The following is a 23,249-nucleotide window of genomic DNA, read 5'->3' on the forward strand; positions in this document are numbered from 1 at the left end:
GATTAGCCTAGACGATCATCGTCGCCGTGCTGGCGACGCTACCGAATCGTTCTGCGACCTCTCGTGCGATTGGACCCTTGATTTCAGTGCCGCGTGGATCTTGATTCTCATCAACAATCACTGCAGCATTGTCTTCGAATTTTACGCGGGTCCCATCCGGTCGTCGGATCGACTTGCGCTGTCGAATGACGACCGCTTTGAGCACCTGCCGTCGCATCTCTGGGGTGCCTTTCGTGATCGAAACGGTCACGAGATCACCAAGTCCGGCTTTCGGGTGGCGGTTTTTCGTGCCACCGTAGCCATCGACGCTGGTGATCTTCAGCTCACGAGCACCCGTGTTGTCCGCACACGTCAACAGCGAGCCCTTCTCAAGGCCCTGCGTAACGTCTGCTTTGAGTGCGCGCATTAGTGCTCACCCTCCTCGGCCGCGGAAACCTCAACCACGACGTGGGATTTCGTCTTCGAGAGCGGTCGCGTCTCTGCTATTTTCACATCATCGCCAACAGAAAGCGGCTCGAGCACTTCCGGCACGTGTGCCGGAATGCGCGAACGCCGCTTCATGTATCGGTCGTACTTCGGTACGTTGACCTCGTACTCCCGCTCGACGATGACGGTTCGTTGCATGTCCGTCGAGACGACTCGCCCCTCAATCACCTGACCGCGAACGGGCAGCTGACCGAAGAACGGGCACGTCTCATAATCGTAGTCCTCCGGATTGTCTGGTTCCGGTGGGTGTGCTACGTCGAGTCCTATTGCCATTGTGAACCTCCAGTGCGCTCGGTGCGTCGGGCTGGTCTGGCGATTAGTCGCTCACCGTCTACGAACACCGTCGAATCGGTCTCCGGAAGACAGAACGCGAACGTCGCAATAGCCTTTGGCACCTGGCGCGTCCGAGACCCATCGCGAACCACGAGGGTGTTGGTCGTCTCATTGACAACCGGTCCGTGACAGCCAACGAGCGTTGGATCTGTCGACTCTGTGACCTGCACGTGCAGGCCGACGAGTTCGTGTCGTGCGATGGTCTCGGGTGTAATCATTGTCAGTCTATTCGTCGGTTTCGAGGTCGCCTTCTTCGCGCTGAATCGTCTTGATCCGCGCGATCGTCCGGCGAAGCTCCTTGATTCGACCCGGATTCTCGGGTGCACCACCGGTTGCCTGGACGGCACGATCGTTGAGCAACTCCGTCTGGAGTTCATCGAGCGCGTTCGTCCGTTCAGCTGGCGTCATATCACGCAGCTCATCAGTCCGGTAGATCGCCATTACTCTTCACCCTCCGAGTCGTCGTCCGAATCATCCTCTGATTCCATCTCCTCCATCAGCGCTTCGGCCTCGGATTCGACTTCCTCTTCGAGTTCGTCGAGTTCCTCTTCGATCGATTCTTCAGGTTCTGGAGTATCAACGTCCTCCTCGGGAACTGCCTCCTCGATCACTTCTTCTGCGACGTCGGTGGATTCGTCAGCTTCGGCCGCTGGCTCTTCGGACGATTCGGTCTCTTCCGGTTCGGCCAGTAGCTCTTCGACGCCTTCCTCGTCGGTCTCGACGACGTACTCTGAAACGTCAACGTCCTCGTGGACACGGAAGTCATCGGGCAGCTCGGCTTCTGGTGGAATGATCTTCACCGTCACACCGATCGTACCCAGTTTCATCACCGCGACGGACTGGCCGTCGTCGACGATCGCGTCGGCTGGTTCGCCGTTGTGCTTGATGTAGCCACGGTTGAACTTCTCGACGCGCGATCGCGCACCAGTGACTTTTCCTGAGAGGACGATTTCCGCGCCGAGCGCGCCAGCATCCATGATCCGGTCGATCGTGGTGTGACCCGCTTTGCGGAAGTACCAGCCACGCTCGAGTGCGTTTGCCAGTCGGTCGGCGACGATCTGGGCGTTGAGATCCGGTTCGTCAACCTCCTGCACATCGATTTGGGGATCGTCGAGATCGAACCGCTCTTCGAGCTGGGTGGTGATCTTCCGGATGTTCTTTCCGCCCTTGCCGATGACCATTCCCGGTTTTTCGGCTTTGAGGACGATCTGCGTTCCCATCGGGGTCTGTGCGACCTCCATGCCACCGTAGCCAGCGCGGTCGAGTTCTTCCTGGAAGAACTCGTTGATCTGCGTGCGCTGAATACCGTTTTCGATGAATTGGTGTTCGTCTGCCATCAGTTGTCCACCTCGCTGAGCACGAGTTCGACATCAACCTGTGGCGTGTTCCACTCGGTTGCGCGCCCGAATGCACGAGGCTGACGACCTGGTGATTCACCGACCTTGTGAGCAGCGACGTGATCGATCAGCATCGATTCTCCGTCAAAGCCCTGGTGATTGGCGTTCGAAACGCCGTTTTCCAGCAGATCGAGAAACGCCTGCGCTGCCTTCTCGGGGTAGCGACCGGCGTCCCAGCCGTCGATGTCGTTTCGGTGACCGACACCGCTGTTGTGGGACTTAAACGGCACCGAGCGCTCACCAGCCACGACGGCTTCGAGATACTCGACGGCCTCGCCACTGGTCATCCCCTTGATCGCGCGTGCGATCTCCTTGCTGTGCTTGTGACTCATGTGACGCTCCCGGAGCATGGCTTTGGCCGTGGTGTCCGGATCCGCGTCGACACTGTAGCTGATTCCCATATTATTTGAGTGGCACGAACTTCGAGGAGCGGGTCGCGCCAATACCTGCCTGGCCGTGCTCGACGGACGTGCGTGTCAGCACGAATTCGCCGAGATAATGCCCGAGCATCTCTGGTTCGACGTAGACCCGCTCGAACTCCTGGCCGTCGTACACAGCAAACGTCTTCTCGACGAACTGTGGCAGAATCGGCATGTCACGCAGATGCGTGCGGAGCGGATCGTTGGCTGACTCCTCCTCGCCGCGGCCGTTTGCCTTTTCGAGCAGTTTTTGCTGTTCGTTGGTCAGACCGCGTTTGATACTTCGCCGCTTTCGTGCGGGTAGCAGTTCGGCGAACTCAGCAAGCTCCATCTCGCGGAGTTCTTCGAGCGTGTGGCCACGGTAGGTGAACTCCTCGTCGGAGTCGCGGCCGATCTGGTAGTCCGTACTCATGGTCGTTATCTCCCCTTCCCGGTTTTTCCGGTTCTGCGCGAGGCGATGTCACCGACCTTGCGGCCGGGGGGTGCATCGCGCGAAACACTCTTTGGCCGACCGGGATGCTGGCGACCACCGCCACCAAACGGGTGATCAACTGCGTTCATTGCCACACCACGGACGCGTGGCCATTTCGTACCGCGCGCACGCATCTTGTGATGTTTGTTACCGGCTTTGACGAACGGTTTCTCCGTCCGTCCACCGCCGGCGACCACGCCGATCGTCGCCCGACAGTCGGGCGAGAGACGTCGTACTTCGCCGGATGGCAACTGAACGACCGCCGCGTTGCGGTCGTGGGTGAGCAACGTTGCGCTCACGCCCGAGGCGCGAGCGAACTTGCCACCGTCACCGGGTTGGCGCTCAACGTTACACACGGGAACGCCCTCAGGGATCTCTCGGAGTGAGAGCGTGTTCCCCACGGCGATCTCGGCGCTGATACCGACCTGAATCTCTTGGCCGACCGTCACACCCTCCGGGGCGAGCACGAGTCGCTGGTCGCCGTCTTCGAATTCGACGGCTGCGACCGGTGCCGACCGGGCCGGGTCGTGTTCGATATCCACGACCGTACCCGAGACGAGATCTCCTTCGATCTCCTGGGCCGACCGGTGTGAGAGGTCAGCTTTGTATCGATGGGATGGTGCACGGAACGTCGATGTGCCGCGTCCACGGCGCTGTCCGAGAATGCGTCGTCCCATTCTCAGAACACCCCGATTCTGGACGCCACTTCCTGTGCGTCATCGTCTGCAGAAAGGCGCACAGTGGCTTTTTTCGTTCCGTCGGGCGTCACCTGCGTCGTGACATTGACGACGTCGATCTCGAACTGCTCGGCGAGTGCCTCGGTGATATCCGGCTTCGAGGCATCGAGCGAGACGATGAACTCGAGTTTGTTCTCGAAATCCATCTTATCCATCGCCTTTTCCGTCACATTCGGATAGCGAATTACGTTCGTACTCATTGGTCTGTCACCTCTTCGATTGCGCTCTCGGTGAAGACGGTGAGCCGACCAGGATGTCCACCCGGTGCGAGCGATTCGGCGTTGAGCTCTGTTGCCGTCGTCACATCGGCCCCTGCCAGATTGCGGGCAGCAAGCGACGGCTCCTCGCTCGTCACGAACAGAATCGACTTTGGCTGCTTGTACTTGCGTCCACGGGTCGTTCCGCGACCGGCACGAACGCTTTTGCCGTCTTCTGCCCGCTCGATGTCGGCGTAGAGATCGAGCGATTCGAGCAGCTCGACAACCTCACGAGTCTTTTCGAGCTCCTCGAACTCGTCGGTGACGACGATCGGTAGCTCATCAGCATCGAACGCGTGACCGCGCTCTGCGACAACCGACGTGTCTGTCGTCGCCGCGATTGCGCTGTCGATCGCGAGGCGTCGTTCTTTGTCGTTGATCTTCTCACCGCGGTCAGCTTCAGCCTTCGGTGGGTGTGCACGGCGACCGCCGACGGTCTGTGGGACGCGTCGACCGACGCTGTTCTGTCGTGGGACGTGGGCCATCCCGCGACCGCTGCCGAATGATTCTGCCGGCGTTCGCATGCCAGCATACTCATCAGCACCGTAATCCTGCGTGCGGTTGGCCTGGGCCGCCCGCACGGCACGCCCGATGAGGTCGGGCCGAAGTGGCGTCTCGAACACCGACGGGAGATCGATCGATCCCGCGTCGCTGCCGTCGAGATCGCGTACTGTCGTGTTCATCCTTGGTCACTCTCCGTTGAAACGTATCGGACCTCCGGATCGAGCCGGGGGGTGTCGTTCGGTCGTACTGCCGGACGGAAACGCACGAGGCGCTGTTTCGGACCGGGCACGGAGCCTTTGATGAGCACGTGCTCGCCGTCGACTTCACCGTAGTTGATAAAGCCACCCGCAGGCGTCACCCCGTCGTCGCCGATCGAGATGATGCGCTTGTTCAGCTCGGTGCGCTGGTGGTAGCCAGTCTGTCCCTGCTGTGGGACTGTCGAGCGAACGCGGGACGGATTCCATGGACCGAGGTTGCCGATCCGTCGTCTCCATCCCTGACGGGCGTGTTTGCCCTTGCGTTTTTGGACGCCCCATCGCTTGACGGGGCCCTGGGTGCCTTTACCTTTGGTGACGCCGGAAACGTCGGTGTACTCACCTGCACGGAACACGTCCGAAACGGTGAGCTCGCCGCCGTCTTCGAGCAGTTCGAGCCCGAATTCGAGGCGGTCTTCGAGGGAGTCGCCCCCGATGCGTGTTTCCATTACGTCCGGTTTTCGCTTCGGAACGCTCTGTAACTCGGAGGGCACGGTGTGGCTAATGAGCCGCACATCACCCAGAGTGCCATCTTCGAGTGCGTCCCGAACGGTCTGTTCGTGCTGTTGGCTGTTGTCCGTCGACGGAAGATCAAGCGTCCGATCGAGATCATCGTGGAACTCGTCGGTCCAGACTTCCGTGAGCGGACGACTGCCGTACGGCGTGTCTTCGTAGGCTCGCAGGGCAACCGCACGCATTGGCGGGGTCTCGACGACCGTCACTGGGACAGTCTCTTCGATCCCCTCGCGTGGGGAGTCGGGATCGTCGTTGATGAGAACGACGTGGGACATACCGGCCTTGTATCCGGCAAAGCCCTGTACCCCGACCTGTCCGTCGTCGTCGGGCCAAGTGCTAATTCGCGGCACCTCACTCGACGCACGGACGCGTGGGCTAAAGCCCATCGAGCCTTTTCGTGGTCTGCTTGGCGTTGGCATAGATTTTCAACACTCACTCCAGATTGAGACAGGCGAGCGTCGCGAACAGAGCCTCTTCCGTTCGGATCGTCTCGCTGCCTTGTCGTGGAACCGTATTGAGCCAGAGATCGAACCGGGACCTGTCCGGTTGTGAGTCGTCAGCCGACGGTGTATCTCGCAGTTCGACCCCATCGGGGTCGATATCGAGGATCTTCGGGAGGCCGCGTTCTGGCGCACCGAACGCAACGGTAAACGATGGCTCCTCGCTCGGAGTTGCCCCTGTCAGTTGCTGAGAGAGCGTGGTGAGCGATTCGATCGAAAGCTCCTCACCGTAGCGCGAGGCGGCGATCCGCACGCCGCTGTCGGTACGGTTGAGGGCCACATCCATCGTGGCGCGTTCGACGCGTACACCCGGTGGTGATTCGTCGGTAATGATGCGCGCACGAAGCGGCTCTTCTGAAGCGATCCTGATGGTAACGCGTTCTCCCTGATCGACCGTCAGTGACGACGGGACGGGCAGAGAGATCGGGTGTTGCAGGCCGCAATTGACCCGGACGCGTCCGTCAGATCCGACCTCGGTCACGATTCCCTGTCTTAACGACCCCGGATCGTCTGATCCGGAGCCGGTCTGTGTAACAGCCAGGAGCGGCGGCAAGACACCAACGTACTCCAGTTCGTCGCACTGTCCCCACAGTTCCTTTCGGAGGTAGGGGGGTGTGGCCGCATAGGCCAGGACAGTTCGAACGAACCCGTCACCCCATCTCGTCTGTCCATCCCGATCGGGATAGACGACGAGACGGTCGATCCGAAACACGGTCGCCGCACGGGCGACGTATCCCAGTTTGCGGGTCGCCTCCCGTTTGTCGCGTGTTTCTCGGACCAGCGATGACGGCACGAGTACAGTTTTTGTCATGCCGATTCGCTTCCTCGCTGTTCACTAGACTGTGCTGTCCATTCAGGACTCGGGCCTAAAAGGATAGCGCTTCAACATAGGGGTGTGACCGGCTCGCACGTTGTTTTACGCATCGACAGCAAACCGCACGACGGAACGAGTTCGACACGTTTTTATTGATGACCGTGCTCCGGTAGAGTGTAGACGGGCGCTGGTAGTGTAGTGGTATCACGTGACCTTGCCATGGTCACAACCTGGGTTCAAATCCCAGCCAGCGCATGGATCTGTGGGTTTTCATCGTGGAATTGGGGTAGTAGCCGAGTAATCACTACACTGTTTCTCACCTGAATAGTGTCGTTTAGTAGACTCAGCCCCAGTAGCCATATAAATTTCCATATATTTTATATTGTGAATGAATCAGTGCCGTTGTGCGAGCCTTTATTGTATTCCGCGCGTAATACAATTGTATGCCCAAAGCCAATACAAATCCTGAAACCGAGAACATCAACATTCGACTCAGCGAGCATTTGCTTGCAGAACTCGATGATACCTGGAAGGACCGCGGCTTTAACTCTCGGTCAGAATTTATTCGGCAGTCAATCCGTGATGCCGTAAACCAGACGCAACTCTCTGCAGCAGCTCTAGAAGCGTTGCTAGAAAGCAGCCAACAGGCCCGACAGGGTGAGTTCGTCTCCAGAGAGGAGATCCGAGAGGAATTTCTGGATGAGTGATTGCGGAGAATGGGACTATCGGTTCACCCCCAGGGCGCGCGATGATCTGCGGTCACTCGATGCAACAGTCGCCAAGCGAGTCGTTCAGAAGCTAGAGGATTATATCATCGGAGTTCCGCAAGCCACCGGAATGGGTGTCCCCACTCGAAAACACACGATATCAGAAACTTGTCATAGGTGATTATCGGGCATTGCTTTTCGTACATCGATCTAAGAACCTACTCGAAGTACACCACGTCGGCCATCGTCGTAATATTTACGACCGGTTATAGTAAGACCATTAGCAGAGTTACCATCACTCTGTGCGACGTTTATGGACGGCGTAACCAGCCAGGGTCAGCGGAACCCCGAACACCAGCAGATACGGGGCCAGATACGCGAGACCAACCACGATCGCCCGGAAGACAGTCACCACGCCATCAACCGATTCCAGGAATGCTGCGACGATGCCCGTCTCATACCACGCCGTTTGATCAGGTGATGTGGTCGATGGGCGTTCGGTCAGTTCGACGGTGAGCGTCGAATACGCCACGCGGTCTTTCAACGCCGCTTGTTTTGCTTCGAGCCGCTCGATTTCGGATTGCACCTCAGAGAGCTTTTCGCTGACCGAAAGGACGGCCTCGGTGTCGCTGGCGTTGGAATACAGCCCCCGCAATCGGTCACGCTGGGAGCGGAGATTCTTCAACCGCGCGTTGAGATCCGTGAGCTGGTCGGAGACATCTGTTGAGTTACTTCGCGCGTGCGTGATGCTGCCGACGGCCTTCGTCTCCTCGAACACTGTCGTGAAGTTCTCTGCCGGCACGCGATAGACGATCTCACTCCGGTGTTGCTGGCCATCACGACCGGCAAACGATTCACTCGACGCACTCACCGTGCCTCCGTGAGTTCGAACGATCGACGTGATTCGATCGCGGGATTGTGTTGTGTTTGATACGCGCGTGTGTACGTCACCGGCTCGAACGATGGCTGATTCCACCGAGACGGCCTCGCTCTCTGCCGATTGCTCAGCCTTGGCGTTCTCCCGACTATCAGCCGCACCCGCAGGCGGCTCACCACCACCACTCTGGGCTGAATCTTGCGTTGCGACCCCCCCACATCCAGCGAGCATCACCAGGAGTGCGAGTATCACGACCGACTTCGTACGTATTTCCATGCCAACTATTGCCAACTGATTTGTAAACTCCTTGTGATAGGTAAAAATCCGATTGTCGCTATGACTCCCCGAATGAGTGATATCCTGGAGAAATGTTGATTATTCGACTGTGAAAATGGTTACAGGATGCGTGTTCCCTCCGAGACCGTGTTCGCCGTCGGATTCCTAAACCGGACGGATGGATACTGGATCGCTGGGCTACTTGTCAGTACGATCGTAATGCTTCAGATCCATCTCACACTGCTTGCCGTTCCAGTCTGGATGCTCGTGACGTTCGTCTGGTGTGTGCGATCGGGCTACCGCCGTCCAAACGTGGTGCCTGCAGCGCTCATCGGGGCGCTGGGTTTGAGGTCCAGTTTTACCCTATTCACCGCTTCATCAGTCTTGTTGTCACTAGTACGCTGTCCACCTGGCGTATATTCGTGAATATCGCCCCTATCTACGGATTTGTTGCGCTCGTCGGCATTGTCTACGGAACGGTCGGTCACGTCCTCGGCCGGGAACTCCAGCTATGATCCGAGCAACGCTTACGGATCGGGCTGCCGAATCACGAGTCGATGTCCGTAATCGCACTCCTCAGCGTCGCACCGGTGCAAGAGGGATCAATGAGCGAAGAGGTCGCAAAGGCCGTCGACGCGCTCGATGCGTACGACGTGTCGTATGAGACGAATCCAATGGGGACGGTTATCGAAGCTGACGCGGTGAGCGAACTGTTCGATGCCGTTGAGGCAGCGCATACGGCGGTTTCTGGCGACCGGGTCAGCACCGTCCTGAAGATCGACGACAAGCGCACGATCGACCAGTCAGCTGCCGAGAAAGTCGAAAGCGTAGAGGAGCACCTGGGCCGACCCGCGAGCGGCAACTAGTAACCAACAACCGTTTTCGGACGCCTTTCGAAAAGAGCGTATGGAGAGTCTCAACCGAATGGCCACGGAGCTGGTGGACGAGGCCCTGGAGTTCACCGACGAGCTGGCAATCGACGCGTACGAACTAGAAACGGGCACGACAGTGCTCGATTTCGGCGTTGAAGCAATCGGTGGAATCGAAGCTGGATTGCTGTTGACCGAAATCCAGACTGCTGGGCTGGCGACGGTCTCGACGACGATGGGAACGGTCGACGACACCCCCAGACCGATGGTGGAACTGACCACTGACCATCCCGCGTTCGCACTGCTTTGTTCACAAAAGGCCGGCTGGGAGCTGACAGTCGCGGAAGATGACTGGCGATTCGACGCGCTCGGGAGCGGTCCGGCGCGTGCGCTCGTCGCCACGGAAGAGGAATTCCGAAAGCTTGGCTACGCTGATGCCTTCGAGTTCGCAGTGCTCGCGCTTGAGGCCGAGCAGCTCCCGACCGAAGCCGTCGCCGAACAGGTAGCCCAGCGGTGTGATGTCGATACCGGCCAGCTGTTTTTGCCGACCGTCTCGATGGCGAGCATGGCGGGCTCGACGACGATGGCAGCTCGCGCCGCCGAACTGACGACCTTCCGGGCGTTCGAACGCGGATACGACCCGCTCGACGTGCTCTCGATCTCTGCGAAAGCACCCCTCGCGCCAGTGGCTGCGAGCGAACCGGCTGCCATCGCCCGAACGAACGACGCGCTGGCTTACGGCGGAACGGTCCATCTCACCGTCGAGCAGGACGCCGGCGCGGAGCTGTTTGGAGAGCTGATCTCGAGTGCGCCGAGCGAGTACGGCGATCCGTTCGAAGTGCTGTTCGAGGCCGAAGACTGGCAGCTCGAAGCGCTCGATCCGGACGTGTATGGCCCAGCACAGGTGACAGTCGATGTCGTCGGAGGCCCGACCTACTCGTTCGGTGAACGGGACGATGCAGTACTCGCAGAGTCATTCGGGCTATGAAGTACAAGGTCGTTCCGCCAATCCGCGATCGGTCGTTCATTGAGACGGCGACGACCTCGCTTCCGGTCGTTCCGGCGAGTGAAGCCGACTGCTGTGGACGGTTACAGGCCGACACATCCATCGAGAGTCGTGACGTGGCAAGACAGTGGATCACGTTTCTACAGGCGCTTGGCTTTGTGACTGAAGCCGACGGAAAGTATTACCAGGGTCGCTCACCGCCGACGGATCTCGGAACTGCGTTTCTCGAGGGAGTGTATGGCGCACAAACGGTCGTCGAAACCGTCGCCGACAGTGACACACCGCTGCGTGTGGGCGAAGTGTACGAAGCGGTCAAAGCAATCGTTCCACAGTACGAACGGAGCCGTCGAACCGACTGGGAGGCCGTCTGGGAAACCAGAATTGCAAGACTACTCGCCTGGGCTGTCGAATTCGAGCTCCTTGTTTCGAGTGATGCTGGCTACTCGTCGCCGTAGATCGACTGTATGCGATCGTCGAACTCGTCGGTGATGTTGCGTCGCTTGAGCTTCATCGAGGACGTGAGCATGTCGTTTTCTGGCGTCCACTCCAGCGGAATGAGTTCGAACTCCTTGATCTGTTCGTGTTTCGCAAACCGCTTGTTCACCCGCTGAATTTCCTCGTCGATCCAGCCACGAACGGCGTCGTGTTTCGTGATCTCTTCGGGGTCGTCTTCCAGCTCGATATCGTTTTGTTCGGCGAGTCCTTCGATCACCTCGAAGTTCGGAACGATGAGTGCACCGATAAACTTCCGGTCGTCACCGAGCACCATCACTTGCTCAATCCGATCGCTGGTGGCGTATGCGTCCTCAATTGGTCCCGGTGCGACGTTTTTGCCAGTGTCGAGGACGAGCAGCTGTTTGAGTCGGTCGTGGTAGACCAGCGCACCGGTGTCAGCCTGTTCGACGATGTCGCCCGTACGGAGCCAGCGATTGGCCTCCTCGTCGTCTGTAAACGCATCTTCGGTCGCTTCTGGCTTGTTCCAGTAGCCCTCCGTGACGTTCGGCCCACGAACGAGCAGCTCGCCGATCTCGCCGGTCGCCTTCTCGGTCTGGTCCGGACCGATCACGCTGTCGTCGAGACGGATATCGACATCGACAAGCGGTGGGCCAAGCCGACCGGGCTGAATGTTCTCCGGACGGTTGACCGACACCACCGGCGACGTTTCCGTAAGGCCATACCCCTCGATGATCGTCAGGCCCATGCCGAGGAACAGCTCACAGAGCTCCTTCGAGAGGCTACCACCGCCGCTGATCAGCAGCTCGAGGTTTCCGCCGAGCTGGTCTTTCACGTTCTGGAATACAAGCTTATCTGCGAGCTTTCGTTTCGCACGCAGCCTGCGTCCGGGACTTTCCGTTCGCTGATACTCGCGTGCCACCTCAATCGCCCAGTCGAACAGCCGCTCTTTGAGATTGGAGTCACGAACTTGCTGGCGCATCTGATCGTACATGCGCTCGTAGACCCGTGGAACGCTCGTCAGCGTGGTTGGTTCGACGAGTTGGAGGTCCTCCGTCAGTGTGTCGGGTGATTCGGCGTACGCGACCGTTCCTCCGGCACCGAAGATCACGAAGTGGCCGGCCGTCCGCTCGAATACGTGTGCGAGGGGCAAAAACGACATCGCCGTCGTGTGTGCGTCGATCGTTTTTGCGTCATCGTCCCGGTCCGGGCGGGGCGCGAGCCGTTTTCTGATCTGGTTGACGTTGGCGCGGAAATTGCTGTGAGTGAGTTCGACGCCTTTGGGCTTGCTCGTCGTCCCCGAGGTGTAGATCAAGCTCGCGAGATCGTCGGCGGATCGGCCGTGCAACCAGGCCTCGTAATCGCCCTCCTCTGTGGCCGTTTTCCCTTGTTCGTAGAGCTCTCCGAGGGTGATGATGTCGTCTCGGTCCGTATGTTCTGTGAGCGTATCGATCACCACGATGGTTTCAAGGTCGAGGTCGTCTTCGACCTCTAGGACTCGCTCAAGCAGTCGTTCGTTCTCGACGACCACGCAGTCAGCATCCGGATCGTCGAGGAGATACTGCACCTGTATTGGAGACGATTCGGTGTAGACCGTCGTCACGACGCCTCCGGCCGAGAGCACTGCAAAGTCCGTGTGCGCCCACTCCATTCGGGTGTTCGAAAATAGTGCCACCCTGTCGCCTGGAGTGATTCCGATATCTCGGAATCCACCGGCGAGAGCGACGACGATCGAGCGCATTTTCTCGTAGGTAATCCCGGCAAAATCACCAGCTGGTGCCGGGTCGAGCACGCCTGCATTGACGAGCGATCGGTCGTAGATACCACCCTTATACAGTTGTGCCGTCCGATCGGCGTGGCGGACAGCACTCTCGGCGAATAGCTGTGGAATGGTGTTCTCCCCGATAACCTCGTCAGTGTACTCCCGTTCTGCGGTGAGCCAACCGGGTGCAGGATCCATATTGACCATCTTCGTCACGGCCCCTAAATACCCGGCTAAAACGAAAAGGGATGCCATTCGAGTTTATCGATGATGGGATTCAGCTGTGACGCGATTGGTGAAGATATACTTGTAAAAATACGTGCTTTTTCATAAGATTGTAAGCGGAAAATTCCCTGGAAGTGGATATCCTGATAAAACTGCGGTGGGTGTGCTCTGTCACGCATATCGATAAACCTCGCTGTTGAGTTGTCTATTAACTAAAATGATATTAGTCTATTATTTTCGATGAGATGATCGTGCTCCGTTGAGACTACTAACTCGATTCGAACCAAATGGGGGATAAATCGCGTGGAAGAAGCGTTCTTACAGGCACCAGGCAATCTAAGGTTCGTCATGGCGTGGACGTTCGGAACTGACACAGATCAACCCAATTTACTAACACATACGAAAGTTTATAACCCAGTGGGTTGGCACAACCAACTGGGAACGCCAGTCGGTGAGATTCGCGCGTGCACTGAAACGCGCCGGGTGCCACAAACACCCGACGCTGGGGTTCCCATGCGGATGGTAACCCATGAAGGGAATAACGCTGCGGTACTGTAATCCTGTCGTATCGTCAATGACTAGCACGCAGTGCGCTCGCTGCGGGCAGCCTGTCGCTCGGCCGCGCGCACACGCGACTGGCTGTCCATCGTGGAGGGTTGGTTCGTGAGTCTTCCACAGTTTAGCTTTCGAACGACGGATGGTCAGATCAGCACGCTTGCGGGGATCGAGGATCGTGCGGAGCTTTCCAGTGCGGAGTTGCACCATGTGGTGGATATCGCAGAGAACTGCTGGTGTCGGCCGTGTCAATCGACGGAGTGTACGCACAGCCGCCAGGTTGAGGAGGTTTTGGCGATTGCTGATCTGAGCGAGCGTTCGAACGGTGGGCTTGATGAGCTTCCGTCGCTTGATCGAATTACTCGGTTTCGATCGCAGGGTGAGACGATCTACACCGCCTGGTTCGATAATGATGCTCGGTTGCGGGCGCATGAGCAGCGGAGCGGGGACGTTACTTTGTTGGCGTTTTCTCCAGATCGTCCGGAGGATCCTGCACGGGCACAAGCCCAGGATGAGGCTGTCTCGGCTGCCAGTTGTTTGCTAGAGGCTGTCGTTCCGTTCTGTGAGGCGCGGTCGACCGAGGAACTTCCCGTGATCCTTGAGCTACTGGTTTCACCAGCACACGACAACTAACCTCTCCCTCTTTCTTCGCAGTTTTCACTCAAAATGACTGGAAGAACGCCACACACCCACCAACAGACCGTCAAATATTAATAGTGTTATTTTAATGTGATAGGAATATACATGCGACTGGGACAAATCGGTTGCCCGGTTTCTTCAGACGTGTTAATGCACGTCCGAGGATGGGTTGGATTGAAAATGAATTTCAAACCTAACGAAATCGACGGCCGGAGCATGGTTAACTGTGATGGAACTAGCGACGTTGTCGGAACGCTCATCGCTGAGATCTCGGCGATCCGTGACGACCTCAATCGGCAGAACGAGCAGATCACCAGTCTACAGACGGAACTTGAACGAAAAGACGAACGAATCGATGATCTCGAAACCGAGGTGCAGTCGTAATGCGAGACGGACGAACGGGACAAAGCAGACATTAGACAGGACGTGACTGAGAATACACGACAGACGGAGGAAACTAGCGCCCTCACCGAAGCAGTTGCCCGGAAACTCGAAACGATCGACAGGAGCACGCAACGTACGCCGCTCGAACAGATCGTTCGACTACCAGACGAGATAATTCACCGAGCGAAGCTGACCGCGAATCAACGCTGAGCACGGACAGTCGCGATGGACATTGGCAAACTTGCCACGACAGTACCGTCCGGCAAGCGGTTGGATTCGACGACAAGCAAAGATTAGCTCGAACATGAATACGGGTCAGCCCACGACCATCACACTCGCCGGCGTTCTCGGCGGGCTGGTGATTGTTGCCTTCACCGTGTTCGATGGGGTCGCGTTTCTCGTCTTGCTCGGACTCACGCTCGGTGTGATTCACGCGACGTCAGGGGCGCTATTCACGACGGTCGTAATTGTCTGTGTACTCGGGACGGTCGGGCTGGCCGGTGGCTACGTTCTGGCACTCAGGCGTGGGCGGCCGGTGCTCGCCTTCGTCGCGGTTGCTGGCGTCGTCGTTGCCGTTCTCGGTGTGTTCGCCAGCGGTGCATACCCGTACATCGATCGTGGGGCCGGTCTGACCATCGAGAGTGCGTTCGTTTCGCCGCTGATGGCGAATTTCATGACGATCGCTACGAGTCTGTTGCTCCCGCTCGTGCTGTCGTACTTTGTCGTTCTCTAAAGTGCGTTCAGTAGTCCGATCAAGAGCGAGGAATCCTACGGGTGAGGTGATCGTAGAACGTGTTGAAAGACCGGTTTGAATTCTCTTTGTTGTTCATTGCTGGCAGATGTCGTCACTGAAAGCGTTCCCGAAGCAGTCGGGCAGTATCCGATCAGCACGCTTTGCCAGTTCGGAGAGGGGATACCAGCGAATAGAGGATTTGACTGGTGGGAACACTGAGGTGAATCGCGCAACTCTGATCCAAGTTTGTTTATTTGGGTTAGTTTATCGACGTTCCACGGATACACACAAACGATTCACCACTTGGAGAAGGCCATCATAATATATGATAGATTACCCCATATGATATTTATTCGAATAGTTAAATATAAATGTAATAGGATCTAATAAACCAATTGAAGTGGAAATAAATGAGTAAAGATAACCTATCGCGGAGAACGGTCTTGAAACGATCTTCAGCTATGCTAGGAGCAATTGGTATCTCATCTGGTGTAGTTAGTGCGGAAGAATTTAGTGATACAGAAAGTAATGGGCATTCTACAAGCGTTGAAATAAGTGTGGGTGCTGGAAACTCCGGAATGTCCAAGTCAGAACGTGACGATTATATTGAACGTATGAGAGACCGTTACAACGACTTGGTGGTACAGGGGATCCCACGTAAAACCGACGATAACTCCTCAAATGACGATATATCAATAAAGCAAGAGAACCCAACTCAAGTCGATGGAGCCTTAGTGGGATCGTGGGACGAACATCTTGAGGTAACGGATTCCTTTGGAACGGTAGTTGTTGAGTCTGATCATCTTGTTGACGAATATAAGACGGATGTCGTCAATAGTTCTGGAGAAAGGTATTATCTCTATAATTATTGGGTATCGGGACAGTCAAGGGATTATTGGGACTGGACAGGAAACTTATGGAATATGTACAATCATGTCAAATTTCGGAATTCAGAGCTCAAAAGATATAAACCGAATGGAGATATAAAAAGAAACGGCCAGAAAGTGTCTGTCTCAGTTGGTGTATCTGCGGGGTCTGGTGGTTACGGTGGGAGTGCCGCGATTGGTACTGAGTTTTATCTTAATCAGGACACAGTCCGTCCTCATCCAAGTCGTACTTCTTTCGGATCGGATGAATTTGCGGCACAGTGGATTGGAGATTATGAAGGTACCCAAGGATTTAATGGTGTAGCAGCTACGGCGCGACCAGATGGTGAATCGCGTGATCTTAATATTAAATACTATATCAAAGGAGGGAAGTATAAGAAAGGGTAGCTAATCTGCAAAGAGTAAGGGTTAGGTATTCCACCACATCACTAAATAATTATTAGTAGATTTTCTTATTATTGAACCTCTTCAATCTGTTCCTCCCCATTAAGCGCTTGATGGAGTCTTAAATGATTATGTTTGAGTCTAAACTGTCCAGAGTCCAAATCCCACCAGAGACAATCAAATATCCGATATCAATCTAATCTTATTTTCTAGAATTAATATGTGGACTTTATTCATTGGTGTGTATAATTACTGTATTGTGGGATATTATTGTTCGGAAAGTTGCTGTCCTCGGACGATAACATATATGAGAGCGTTTCCAATGCCAGTGATAGCAAATACCAAACCAAGAGTATTACCTAGCCACGAGAATAAACTTTCTGTGGAATATCCTATGTTTGCAACTCCGAATATTCCAATAAATGCGAAGGTGCTCCAAAATATGAGAATAACAGCAATATATACGCCTTCTCGGAGCATCTCTCGAAGATCGATAGGCCGATAATCGGGATCAGTTGCCATATGGATCAATTCGTATTCCACTCATATATATATTTACCTTGGGATGATTCATGAGTGTACACATTAAATATAATATCTCATATCTAAATTATTTTATTCTCATTGCTCGTTCTCTGCGTACTTGCTCTAAGAGTTGGAGTCTGAATGCCAATCCAGCATATCAATATGGAATATTATTTATCAGACATTTATTGTAATAAATAACTTCATTCAGAATACAATATAAAGATGTGGTCACATAAATTAATCTGAGAATAATACCTCAGTTATAGTGAAAATGAAGAGATGGATCTCTAGATATATTTACCATGTGTTAGATTAGAAACTCGGTGGTATCACATAGGCCAGATTTATCTCAAAATAATTTGATTAAATTAATATTTCCATCTGTATATACCGGACTCTCTTACGGACAATCTTACCGCGTTATTGGAGCACATATATCAGGTATCTAATTCCATGGTTGTCGTATCGCTATTCATAGACACTCCAACATTCGCAACGCTTCCGTGAAGCATAAGTAAACGGTGTAGTACAGCCATACTGAGCGACAATACGGACGGTTCGGAACTGACACAGATCAACCCAATTTACTAACACATACGAAAGTTTATAATCCAGTGGGTTGGCACAACCAACTGGGAACGCCAGTCGGTGAGATTCGCGCGTGCACTGAAACGCGCCGGGTGTTGGCGCACCCGACGCTGGGGTTCCCATGCGGATGGTAACCCATGAAGGGAATAACGCTGCGGTACTGTAATCCTGTCGTATCGTCAATGACTAGCACGCAGTGCGCTCGCTGCGGGCAGCCTGTCGCTCGGCCGCGCGCACACGCGACTGGCTGTCCATCGTGGGGGGTTGGGTCGTGAGTCTCCCACAGTTTAGCTTTCGAACGACGGATGGTCAGATCAGCACGCTTGCGGGGATCGAGGATCGTGCGGAGCTTTCGAGTGCGGAGTTGCACCATGTGGTGGATATCGCCGAGAACTGCTGGTGTCGGCCGTGTCAATCGACGGAGTGTACGCACAGCCGCCAGGTTGAGGAGGTTTTGGCGATTGCTGATCTGAGCGAGCGTTCGAGTGGTCAACCGGATGAGCTTCCGTCGCTCGATCGGATTACTCGGTTTCGCTCGCAGGGCGAGACGATCTACACCGCCTGGTTCGATAATGATGCGCGGTTGCGTGCACATGAGCAGCGGAGCGGTGACGTTACCCTGTTGGCGTTTTCTCCAGATCGTCCGGAGGATCCTGCACGGGCACAAACCCAGGATGAGGCTGTCTCGGCTGCCAGTTGTTTGCTAGAGGCTGTCGTTCCGTTCTGTGAGGCTCGGTCAACCGAGGAGCTACCAGCGCTTCTCAAGCTGTTGGTCTCTCCAGCGCACGACAACTAACCATCCACGTCGGATTTTTGAAACCGTGTGTGGCTAGGATCATCCACCGCGAGCGAGTCACGAAATAAGCCTAAATCGTCCGGGTGGAGCATCTTCATTCCGTCCATCGCGATAGCATCGGTGTAAGTTCGCTTCAATTCTACTAGGGGAGTTCTGTAGCTATGTGCGTAGTTCGCGAGGAAAATCGTCCCAGCACTATCTCAGTTTAGTTTGGAATGAATTAGTCAATAATTGCGAGGAGTATTATCCCTATAAACGCTGTCGCCATTGTTGACAATAACATCACGCTAGTAGTGGATAGGTTGAATATATAATACGATTCAGAAATGTAAATTCCTAAAATCGCGCCAAAAAACGATAATAATGCACTAGATATAGCAGCCCGCAGTTTGTGATTCCACACTTTTATGCTAGGCGTTAGCAATCGTTTTTTAATTTTCTTTGATAAATATGGCATACTTCGCCATTGTTCCCCTTCCTAATGAATAGTTCGGCCATCTAGCTGCTGAAAATTGAGTTTATAAAACAGCGATATATTGTTTTAGTTATAAATATAAGAATGCCTTTCCCTGCTTCGAGATGGCCAGGATATTTTTCAGAGTAGACGGACCAACTATATGGAGTGCTAGCATAGTACAAAGATACTCCACCGTTTTCTACCGATTCAACCCTACTAGGGTAGTTCTGTAACGGTAGTCAATCAGCGGTATACAGCCCTTCTACTTAGTACTGCCGAGGCGATTTGACCACAGCCCCCCAATAGCCCCTACACCCCCGGGGGGTCTGTGGTAAATGACTGTTAGATGACCATAGAATCTTCTCGCAGATCACTGACCGATCTGGTCTGCCAACCTTAGAGCTTCGACTGAAGCGTAGATCGGATGCCCTTCAGTGAAAATCCAACACGAGCGCAGCCACAGTTTTCAATCAATACAACTGTCATACCCTCCAACATTTCTATCTAAATTCCATCACATATTAATAGTGGTATTTCGATGTGGTAGGTATACACATCCGACTGGGATAAAACCGGTTGCCCGGTTTCCCCAGACGTGTAGACGCACGTCCGAGGATGGGTCAGGATCAAAATGGTTCTGAAACCCAACGAAATCGACGGACGGAGTATAGATAACACTGATGAAACCAGCGAAGTTGTCGAGACGTGCCTCGACGCGATATCGGGCCTTCGCGACCAGCAAGCAGCGATGCTCAAGACGATCGAATCACAAAGCGAGCGAATCGCCAAGCTGGAAGCAGAGCGCACCCAGAAGGAAGAAACAAACGCAGAGTTGCACGAACGGATTGTGGAACTCGAAGACGAGCTCGAAGCCTATCGCGCAGCAAACGAACGGGACAAGGCCGATATCAGACAGGACGTGACGGAGAACGCTCGTCAGACGGAGGCGTCAGAGAAACACACTGAGGCCGTTGCGCGGAAGGTCGAGACGCTTGATGGAAGCGAGCAACGGACGCCGCTGGAGCAGGTCGTTCGATTGCCAGAAGAGATTATTCATAAAGCGAAGCTGACGGCGAATCAGCGACGAGCCCGAGCGATCGCCATGGAGATCGGCGGACTGGCCACGACGGTCCCAAAAGGAAAGCGACTGGATTCAACGACGATCAAACAGGAGCTCAAACAAGCGTATGGAACGGCCCACGACCAGACGGTCGCCCGAGTGATGTCGTTCCTTGATCGACTGGGTGGTGATCGAACGGAGGTCGTCCACACCGGCAACGGAAAAGCGGTGATATTCGACGACTGGCTCGCGAGACGCCTCACAACCGCTGAACAGTTCACTGCGGATGCTGTTGATCGTGTCCTCACGAACGTTGTGAGCGTCACTCCCAGAACGGGCAGCTAAGGTGTGAGTAACCACCCTCCGATAGGAATCTATACAGGGGATACACCTCAGCACGAATGACGGTCGATGGAGGAGTAGCAGCAGGTGTGGGCAAACGTCCTTTTGTTCAGTAGTCGTAGGCTGGATATTGCTAGCTATTGCGATCCTCATAACGACCATCTAGAGACTAGCTCACGACGATCGTGAGCGAACTACTGATAAATTGCCACTATCTCAACAAGAAAACACAGCACAAGCTACCACTAGCTGTCTATTCGGTGTGGGCATTCTGATCTCTGGATATCGATCAATCAAGGTGGTTTTCACGATCCTTGAGTTACTAGTTTCATCCGCCACAGCTACTCTTTGCCACTATGGAATTTTTCGAACCGAATATGACAACGATAACCCACCGCGAGCGGAGCGAGCGGCTTTTTTCATCAACCTTTTTTCGATGAGTGGTGCACGGAGTGCACCCGAGTCGAAAAAAGGTTGGAGTGAAAGCAGGCGAGTCCCAGCGCGAACGTTGTGAGCGACCGACTCGACGAGTGAGTAGTAAGCTCTGCTCACCTGAGATCAAAAAGGAGGATGACTATCCGTCACTACTATCATCATCGAAATCTCGCCCACCAAGTCCCACACCGGGGGTGTTGATCCAGGCCTCAAGAATGGCGAACTGAGCCCGCCGGAGTCGTTCCGACAGCGCCTGATGTGACACACCGAGCGCATCAGCCACCTCATCGAGCGTCACATCCCGCGGAACCGTGAAATAGCCCAGCTCGTGTGCGGTGGTGATCGCCACGAACTGCTCCTCTGTGAGCCCAAGCGGAGCCGCTTCCGTAACGCGTGGATCGTCCGCCTGCAGATCTCGAATCCGATCGATCGAATAGGAAACGCCACTCGACTCACACCGCTCGCAAACTCGGGTGAGAACGCTCCGAGACGGAAACAACAGCTCAAGATGCCACTCCTTGTCCGTGCCATCGCCCGAGAGCAAAATCGTCTCGCCATCGATCAACAGCTCGCTGACCGATTCAACCGAATCACTCCAGTACAACCGCCAGAGCGTCCGTCCATCGGTTTCGAGTACTCGCGTCACCGACCGCAACGACGCATCATCGGCCAATGTCTCCATAAATACCTCTGTGTCCGCCACATCAATCCAGACGAGCGGAAACAACGATCTGGCACCGGAAACAGCATACTGAGCCCGCGTGATGGTGAGTGACGGACGGGAATCAAACGTCTCAGAGAGACCGAGCTCGCTCGCGGGAACCGTCGCCGTCACCAACACAGGAGTGGACTGACCGGAGTCGGTGTGAGAAGCACTCGTCATGTGACACGGGGTGGTAGGATTACACACAGCGCCCCCAAAACCGTTCACCACAACTGGAAAGGATTACATCCCACTATCGATCCAGCAAACGCCGATCAATTCTCAAACACTTCCGTGATCGTTCCAACGCCTTTCGATCTGCCCTCGCGGAACACGAATCGCTGGCCCTCCTCGATGACGTACGGTCGGAACTTGAACTCGACGCGGGCCTCGCCAGTATCGCCCGGCAAAAGCTGTGGATCTTTCGGATAGAACGCGGCCGCCTCGCTGACGGTTTCGACGTGAACGACCGGTTCGTAACCGTCGTTGATCCGCGTGGGATGATTCAACACCATCACCTCGGCGTCGAACGACCGCACAGGCGTGGGATCGACATCCGCCGGAAGTAACACCATTCCACGCTCGACATCGGACTCTCGGACGCCCTTCAGCGCAATGCCAACGATGCGACCGGCACGCGCCTGATCAACCCGGTGATAATGCATTTCGATCGACCGAACCTCGACCTGCTGAAATGATCCATCCGCCATCGGCCCGACCTGCAGCTGATCGCCAGCCGAGACCGTCCCGGACCTGATCGTGCCCGACGCAACCGCACCGACGCCGGTCACGTTGTACGTCCGATCGATGTACATCGAAAATCGGCCATCACCGTTGTCGGTCTTTGGCAACCGCTCAAACAGTTCGTCGAGATCGTCGAGGCCCTCCATCGTGACCGCACTCGTCGTGACGATCGGAACGATCCGTTCAGAGATCTCCTCGACGGCGCTGTCAACGCCGTATCGATCAACAACCAGTGGCGAGCGATCGGCATCGCGCAAGAGACGCTCAACCGATCGAAGGACTTCCTGTACACGATCTGGCTCGACCATGTCCACCTTCGTGATAGCGACAATCGTGGGCAGCTCCGTCGCAAGTAGAATGCCCAGATGCTCGCGCGTGGTGCGCGTCGGCCCATCATCGGCGGCAATCGTCAACAGCCCGTAATCGAGCTTCTGCCCGACGAGCCCACGAATCGTCGTCCGCAGCCAGGGTTCATGACCAACCGTGTCGACGAACGACACCAGCCGATCGGCAGTCTCGACGACATGTGCGCGATCTTCCTTCCGATTGGGATTTGGTGCGTGAATTGGCCCATCGTCATCGAAGCCATAGACGCCATAGGAGAGATCAGCAGAGAGCCCGCGTTCGACTTCGTGGGGCTGTACGTCGAGAAACCCACGCGTTCCGCCCTCGCCGTCGTCTGCCCGTCCGGTGACGAGCGAGCCAACGAGAGTGGATTTGCCGTGATCGACGTGACCAGCCGTCCCGACGACGATGTGCTCATCATCCGTTTCGAGCATCGCCCCCTCTCTGATGATCGCAACGCCGACGCGCCCATCATCGCCAACAGGCCACGTCTGTACGGTATCGATGTGTGCACCTGCCTGTTCGGCGAGCAACGAGAGCACATCCATCGACTCGGAGAACGTTTCTGTATCGATTCCCGCGAGTCCGCCGTCGTCCGTCGCCCCAACGACGTAGGTGGCTTCGCCGTCGCCAGATAACACACGATGGCGCAACTGCGCGACGAGACTTTCGAGCCGGCCATCGGCCAGATGAACGTCCCGAGTGAGTCGTTCTTTGAACTCAATGCTGCCACCCTCCTGCTCTCCGCGCTCGAGGGCGGTTTCGAGCACGGCCCGGTCAGGGCTCATTGGTACCTGGTAACGGT

General features: G+C 55.5%; 27 protein-coding genes, 1 tRNA gene and 1 pseudogene. 12 read left to right on the plus strand and 17 right to left on the minus strand.

What is annotated here, in order from left to right:
* Nucleotides 1-7 precede the first annotated feature (7 nt).
* The 12 genes and pseudogenes from JXQ78_RS04725 to JXQ78_RS04780 form a co-directional block, all read right to left on the minus strand.
* Nucleotides 8-406: a 50S ribosomal protein L14 gene (locus tag JXQ78_RS04725; RefSeq protein WP_330632326.1), complete on the minus strand. Its 399-nt coding sequence runs from the start codon at nt 404-406 to the stop codon at nt 8-10.
* A 5-nt stretch (nt 407-411) separates the two neighbouring features.
* Nucleotides 412-759 (minus strand): annotated as a pseudogene (locus JXQ78_RS04730) (30S ribosomal protein S17); the annotation flags it as partial.
* Entirely contained in the window at nt 750-1,037 is a 288-nt protein-coding gene (locus tag JXQ78_RS04735) for a ribonuclease P protein component 1 (protein WP_330632328.1), read from the minus strand. The gene JXQ78_RS04735 and the pseudogene JXQ78_RS04730, both read right to left, overlap by 10 nt.
* A gap of 7 nt (nt 1,038-1,044) precedes the next feature.
* Nucleotides 1,045-1,260, minus strand: coding sequence for a 50S ribosomal protein L29 (rpmC, locus tag JXQ78_RS04740; RefSeq protein WP_330632329.1), 216 nt, complete (start codon nt 1,258-1,260; stop codon nt 1,045-1,047).
* Nucleotides 1,260-2,156, minus strand: coding sequence for a 30S ribosomal protein S3 (locus JXQ78_RS04745; RefSeq protein ID WP_330632330.1), 897 nt, complete (start codon nt 2,154-2,156; stop codon nt 1,260-1,262). Before JXQ78_RS04745 ends, rpmC begins: the two co-directional genes overlap by 1 nt.
* Nucleotides 2,156-2,617: a 50S ribosomal protein L22 gene (locus JXQ78_RS04750; RefSeq protein WP_330632331.1), complete on the minus strand. Its 462-nt coding sequence runs from the start codon at nt 2,615-2,617 to the stop codon at nt 2,156-2,158. Before JXQ78_RS04750 ends, JXQ78_RS04745 begins: the two co-directional genes overlap by 1 nt.
* Before the next feature lies 1 nt (nt 2,618).
* On the minus strand, nt 2,619-3,047 hold the full coding sequence (locus tag JXQ78_RS04755; RefSeq protein ID WP_330632332.1) for a 30S ribosomal protein S19: 429 nt from the start codon (nt 3,045-3,047) through the stop codon (nt 2,619-2,621).
* Nucleotides 3,048-3,052: 5 nt separating this feature from the next.
* On the minus strand, nt 3,053-3,784 hold the full coding sequence (locus JXQ78_RS04760) for a 50S ribosomal protein L2 (RefSeq protein ID WP_330632333.1): 732 nt from the start codon (nt 3,782-3,784) through the stop codon (nt 3,053-3,055).
* Between the two features lie 2 nt (nt 3,785-3,786).
* Nucleotides 3,787-4,044, minus strand: coding sequence for a 50S ribosomal protein L23 (locus JXQ78_RS04765; protein ID WP_330632334.1), 258 nt, complete (start codon nt 4,042-4,044; stop codon nt 3,787-3,789).
* Nucleotides 4,041-4,784, minus strand: a complete 744-nt coding sequence (gene rpl4p / locus JXQ78_RS04770; RefSeq protein ID WP_330632335.1) for a 50S ribosomal protein L4 — start codon at nt 4,782-4,784, stop codon at nt 4,041-4,043. Before rpl4p ends, JXQ78_RS04765 begins: the two co-directional genes overlap by 4 nt.
* Complete coding sequence (locus JXQ78_RS04775; RefSeq protein ID WP_330632336.1) at nt 4,781-5,794, minus strand: 50S ribosomal protein L3; 1,014 nt, start codon at nt 5,792-5,794, stop codon at nt 4,781-4,783. The genes rpl4p and JXQ78_RS04775 overlap by 4 nt, the downstream gene beginning before the upstream one ends.
* A 13-nt stretch (nt 5,795-5,807) precedes the next feature.
* Nucleotides 5,808-6,686, minus strand: coding sequence for an RNA methyltransferase (locus JXQ78_RS04780; protein ID WP_330632337.1), 879 nt, complete (start codon nt 6,684-6,686; stop codon nt 5,808-5,810).
* A 187-nt stretch (nt 6,687-6,873) separates the two neighbouring features.
* Between JXQ78_RS04780 and JXQ78_RS04785 the strand changes: the two genes are divergently transcribed.
* Nucleotides 6,874-6,944 (plus strand) — tRNA-Gly (locus JXQ78_RS04785).
* Nucleotides 6,945-7,132: 188 nt separating this feature from the next.
* Nucleotides 7,133-7,396: a ribbon-helix-helix domain-containing protein gene (locus tag JXQ78_RS04790; protein ID WP_330632338.1), complete on the plus strand. Its 264-nt coding sequence runs from the start codon at nt 7,133-7,135 to the stop codon at nt 7,394-7,396.
* A gap of 295 nt (nt 7,397-7,691) precedes the next feature.
* Here JXQ78_RS04790 and JXQ78_RS04795 read toward each other — a convergent pair whose 3' ends face one another.
* Entirely contained in the window at nt 7,692-8,549 is an 858-nt protein-coding gene (locus tag JXQ78_RS04795; RefSeq protein ID WP_330632339.1) for a DUF4349 domain-containing protein, read from the minus strand.
* Nucleotides 8,550-9,106: 557 nt separating this feature from the next.
* Between JXQ78_RS04795 and JXQ78_RS04800 the strand changes: the two genes are divergently transcribed.
* The 3 genes from JXQ78_RS04800 to JXQ78_RS04810 are packed head-to-tail and all read left to right on the plus strand — an operon-like array spanning nt 9,107 to nt 10,879.
* On the plus strand, nt 9,107-9,415 hold the full coding sequence (locus tag JXQ78_RS04800) for an MTH1187 family thiamine-binding protein (RefSeq protein ID WP_330632340.1): 309 nt from the start codon (nt 9,107-9,109) through the stop codon (nt 9,413-9,415).
* Nucleotides 9,416-9,455: 40 nt separating this feature from the next.
* A complete protein-coding gene (gene mch / locus JXQ78_RS04805; protein WP_330632341.1) occupies nt 9,456-10,406 on the plus strand; it encodes a methenyltetrahydromethanopterin cyclohydrolase in 951 nt (316 codons plus the stop codon).
* Nucleotides 10,403-10,879 carry a hypothetical protein gene (locus JXQ78_RS04810; protein WP_330632342.1) on the plus strand — a complete coding sequence of 159 codons (477 nt, stop codon included), beginning with the start codon at nt 10,403-10,405 and terminating at the stop codon, nt 10,877-10,879. Before mch ends, JXQ78_RS04810 begins: the two co-directional genes overlap by 4 nt.
* Here JXQ78_RS04810 and JXQ78_RS04815 read toward each other — a convergent pair.
* Nucleotides 10,864-12,837, minus strand: a complete 1,974-nt coding sequence (locus JXQ78_RS04815) for an AMP-dependent synthetase/ligase (RefSeq protein ID WP_330632343.1) — start codon at nt 12,835-12,837, stop codon at nt 10,864-10,866. The two genes, JXQ78_RS04810 and JXQ78_RS04815, sit on opposite strands and share 16 nt — an antisense overlap.
* A 690-nt stretch (nt 12,838-13,527) precedes the next feature.
* Between JXQ78_RS04815 and JXQ78_RS04820 the strand changes: the two genes are divergently transcribed.
* From JXQ78_RS04820 to JXQ78_RS04840, 5 genes are all read left to right on the plus strand, one after another.
* The gene (locus JXQ78_RS04820) at nt 13,528-14,052 is read left to right on the plus strand and encodes a hypothetical protein (protein ID WP_330632344.1); all 525 of its coding nucleotides are present in this window, start codon (nt 13,528-13,530) and stop codon (nt 14,050-14,052) included.
* Nucleotides 14,053-14,238: 186 nt separating this feature from the next.
* A complete protein-coding gene (locus tag JXQ78_RS04825) occupies nt 14,239-14,442 on the plus strand; it encodes a hypothetical protein (RefSeq protein WP_330632345.1) in 204 nt (67 codons plus the stop codon).
* Between the two features lie 42 nt (nt 14,443-14,484).
* On the plus strand, nt 14,485-14,652 hold the full coding sequence (locus tag JXQ78_RS04830) for a hypothetical protein (RefSeq protein WP_330632346.1): 168 nt from the start codon (nt 14,485-14,487) through the stop codon (nt 14,650-14,652).
* A 94-nt stretch (nt 14,653-14,746) separates the two neighbouring features.
* Nucleotides 14,747-15,175, plus strand: a complete 429-nt coding sequence (locus JXQ78_RS04835; RefSeq protein ID WP_330632347.1) for a cytochrome d ubiquinol oxidase subunit II — start codon at nt 14,747-14,749, stop codon at nt 15,173-15,175.
* A gap of 410 nt (nt 15,176-15,585) precedes the next feature.
* A complete protein-coding gene (locus JXQ78_RS04840) occupies nt 15,586-16,449 on the plus strand; it encodes a hypothetical protein (protein ID WP_330632348.1) in 864 nt (287 codons plus the stop codon).
* A 264-nt stretch (nt 16,450-16,713) separates the two neighbouring features.
* Here JXQ78_RS04840 and JXQ78_RS04845 read toward each other — a convergent pair whose 3' ends face one another.
* Nucleotides 16,714-16,968, minus strand: a complete 255-nt coding sequence (locus JXQ78_RS04845) for a hypothetical protein (RefSeq protein WP_330632349.1) — start codon at nt 16,966-16,968, stop codon at nt 16,714-16,716.
* Nucleotides 16,969-17,833: 865 nt separating this feature from the next.
* Here JXQ78_RS04845 and JXQ78_RS04850 point away from each other — a divergent pair.
* The gene (locus JXQ78_RS04850; protein WP_330632350.1) at nt 17,834-18,358 is read left to right on the plus strand and encodes a hypothetical protein; all 525 of its coding nucleotides are present in this window, start codon (nt 17,834-17,836) and stop codon (nt 18,356-18,358) included.
* 1,088 nt (nt 18,359-19,446) lie between these two features.
* Nucleotides 19,447-20,220, plus strand: a complete 774-nt coding sequence (locus JXQ78_RS04855) for a hypothetical protein (RefSeq protein ID WP_330632351.1) — start codon at nt 19,447-19,449, stop codon at nt 20,218-20,220.
* A 571-nt stretch (nt 20,221-20,791) separates the two neighbouring features.
* On the opposite strand, the gene JXQ78_RS04860 is transcribed toward JXQ78_RS04855, so the two are convergent.
* Together JXQ78_RS04860 and JXQ78_RS04865 are read right to left on the minus strand one after the other, a co-directional pair.
* A complete protein-coding gene (locus JXQ78_RS04860) occupies nt 20,792-21,535 on the minus strand; it encodes a helix-turn-helix domain-containing protein (RefSeq protein ID WP_330632352.1) in 744 nt (247 codons plus the stop codon).
* Between the two features lie 95 nt (nt 21,536-21,630).
* A complete protein-coding gene (locus JXQ78_RS04865; protein WP_330632353.1) occupies nt 21,631-23,232 on the minus strand; it encodes a GTPBP1 family GTP-binding protein in 1,602 nt (533 codons plus the stop codon).
* Between the last annotated feature and the right edge of the window lie 17 nt (nt 23,233-23,249).

The organism is Halocatena halophila (assembly GCA_027563145.1).
Taxonomy (GTDB): domain Archaea; phylum Halobacteriota; class Halobacteria; order Halobacteriales; family Haloarculaceae; genus Halocatena; species Halocatena halophila.

Coding starts and splice junctions, on each gene's coding strand:
- JXQ78_RS04725 (WP_330632326.1), bottom strand. CDS start 406: ATGCGCGCACTCAAAGCAGACGTTACGCAGGGCCTTGAGAAGGGCTCG.
- JXQ78_RS04735 (WP_330632328.1), bottom strand. CDS start 1,037: ATGATTACACCCGAGACCATCGCACGACACGAACTCGTCGGCCTGCAC.
- rpmC (WP_330632329.1), bottom strand. CDS start 1,260: ATGGCGATCTACCGGACTGATGAGCTGCGTGATATGACGCCAGCTGAA.
- JXQ78_RS04745 (WP_330632330.1), bottom strand. CDS start 2,156: ATGGCAGACGAACACCAATTCATCGAAAACGGTATTCAGCGCACGCAG.
- JXQ78_RS04750 (WP_330632331.1), bottom strand. CDS start 2,617: ATGGGAATCAGCTACAGTGTCGACGCGGATCCGGACACCACGGCCAAA.
- JXQ78_RS04755 (WP_330632332.1), bottom strand. CDS start 3,047: ATGAGTACGGACTACCAGATCGGCCGCGACTCCGACGAGGAGTTCACC.
- JXQ78_RS04760 (WP_330632333.1), bottom strand. CDS start 3,784: ATGGGACGACGCATTCTCGGACAGCGCCGTGGACGCGGCACATCGACG.
- JXQ78_RS04765 (WP_330632334.1), bottom strand. CDS start 4,044: ATGAGTACGAACGTAATTCGCTATCCGAATGTGACGGAAAAGGCGATG.
- rpl4p (WP_330632335.1), bottom strand. CDS start 4,784: ATGAACACGACAGTACGCGATCTCGACGGCAGCGACGCGGGATCGATC.
- JXQ78_RS04775 (WP_330632336.1), bottom strand. CDS start 5,794: ATGCCAACGCCAAGCAGACCACGAAAAGGCTCGATGGGCTTTAGCCCA.
- JXQ78_RS04780 (WP_330632337.1), bottom strand. CDS start 6,686: ATGACAAAAACTGTACTCGTGCCGTCATCGCTGGTCCGAGAAACACGC.
- JXQ78_RS04790 (WP_330632338.1), top strand. CDS start 7,133: ATGCCCAAAGCCAATACAAATCCTGAAACCGAGAACATCAACATTCGA.
- JXQ78_RS04795 (WP_330632339.1), bottom strand. CDS start 8,549: ATGGAAATACGTACGAAGTCGGTCGTGATACTCGCACTCCTGGTGATG.
- JXQ78_RS04800 (WP_330632340.1), top strand. CDS start 9,107: ATGTCCGTAATCGCACTCCTCAGCGTCGCACCGGTGCAAGAGGGATCA.
- mch (WP_330632341.1), top strand. CDS start 9,456: ATGGAGAGTCTCAACCGAATGGCCACGGAGCTGGTGGACGAGGCCCTG.
- JXQ78_RS04810 (WP_330632342.1), top strand. CDS start 10,403: ATGAAGTACAAGGTCGTTCCGCCAATCCGCGATCGGTCGTTCATTGAG.
- JXQ78_RS04815 (WP_330632343.1), bottom strand. CDS start 12,837: ATGGATCCTGCACCCGGTTGGCTCACCGCAGAACGGGAGTACACTGAC.
- JXQ78_RS04825 (WP_330632345.1), top strand. CDS start 14,239: ATGAATTTCAAACCTAACGAAATCGACGGCCGGAGCATGGTTAACTGT.
- JXQ78_RS04835 (WP_330632347.1), top strand. CDS start 14,747: ATGAATACGGGTCAGCCCACGACCATCACACTCGCCGGCGTTCTCGGC.
- JXQ78_RS04840 (WP_330632348.1), top strand. CDS start 15,586: ATGAGTAAAGATAACCTATCGCGGAGAACGGTCTTGAAACGATCTTCA.
- JXQ78_RS04845 (WP_330632349.1), bottom strand. CDS start 16,968: ATGGCAACTGATCCCGATTATCGGCCTATCGATCTTCGAGAGATGCTC.
- JXQ78_RS04855 (WP_330632351.1), top strand. CDS start 19,447: ATGGTTCTGAAACCCAACGAAATCGACGGACGGAGTATAGATAACACT.
- JXQ78_RS04860 (WP_330632352.1), bottom strand. CDS start 21,535: ATGACGAGTGCTTCTCACACCGACTCCGGTCAGTCCACTCCTGTGTTG.
- JXQ78_RS04865 (WP_330632353.1), bottom strand. CDS start 23,232: ATGAGCCCTGACCGGGCCGTGCTCGAAACCGCCCTCGAGCGCGGAGAG.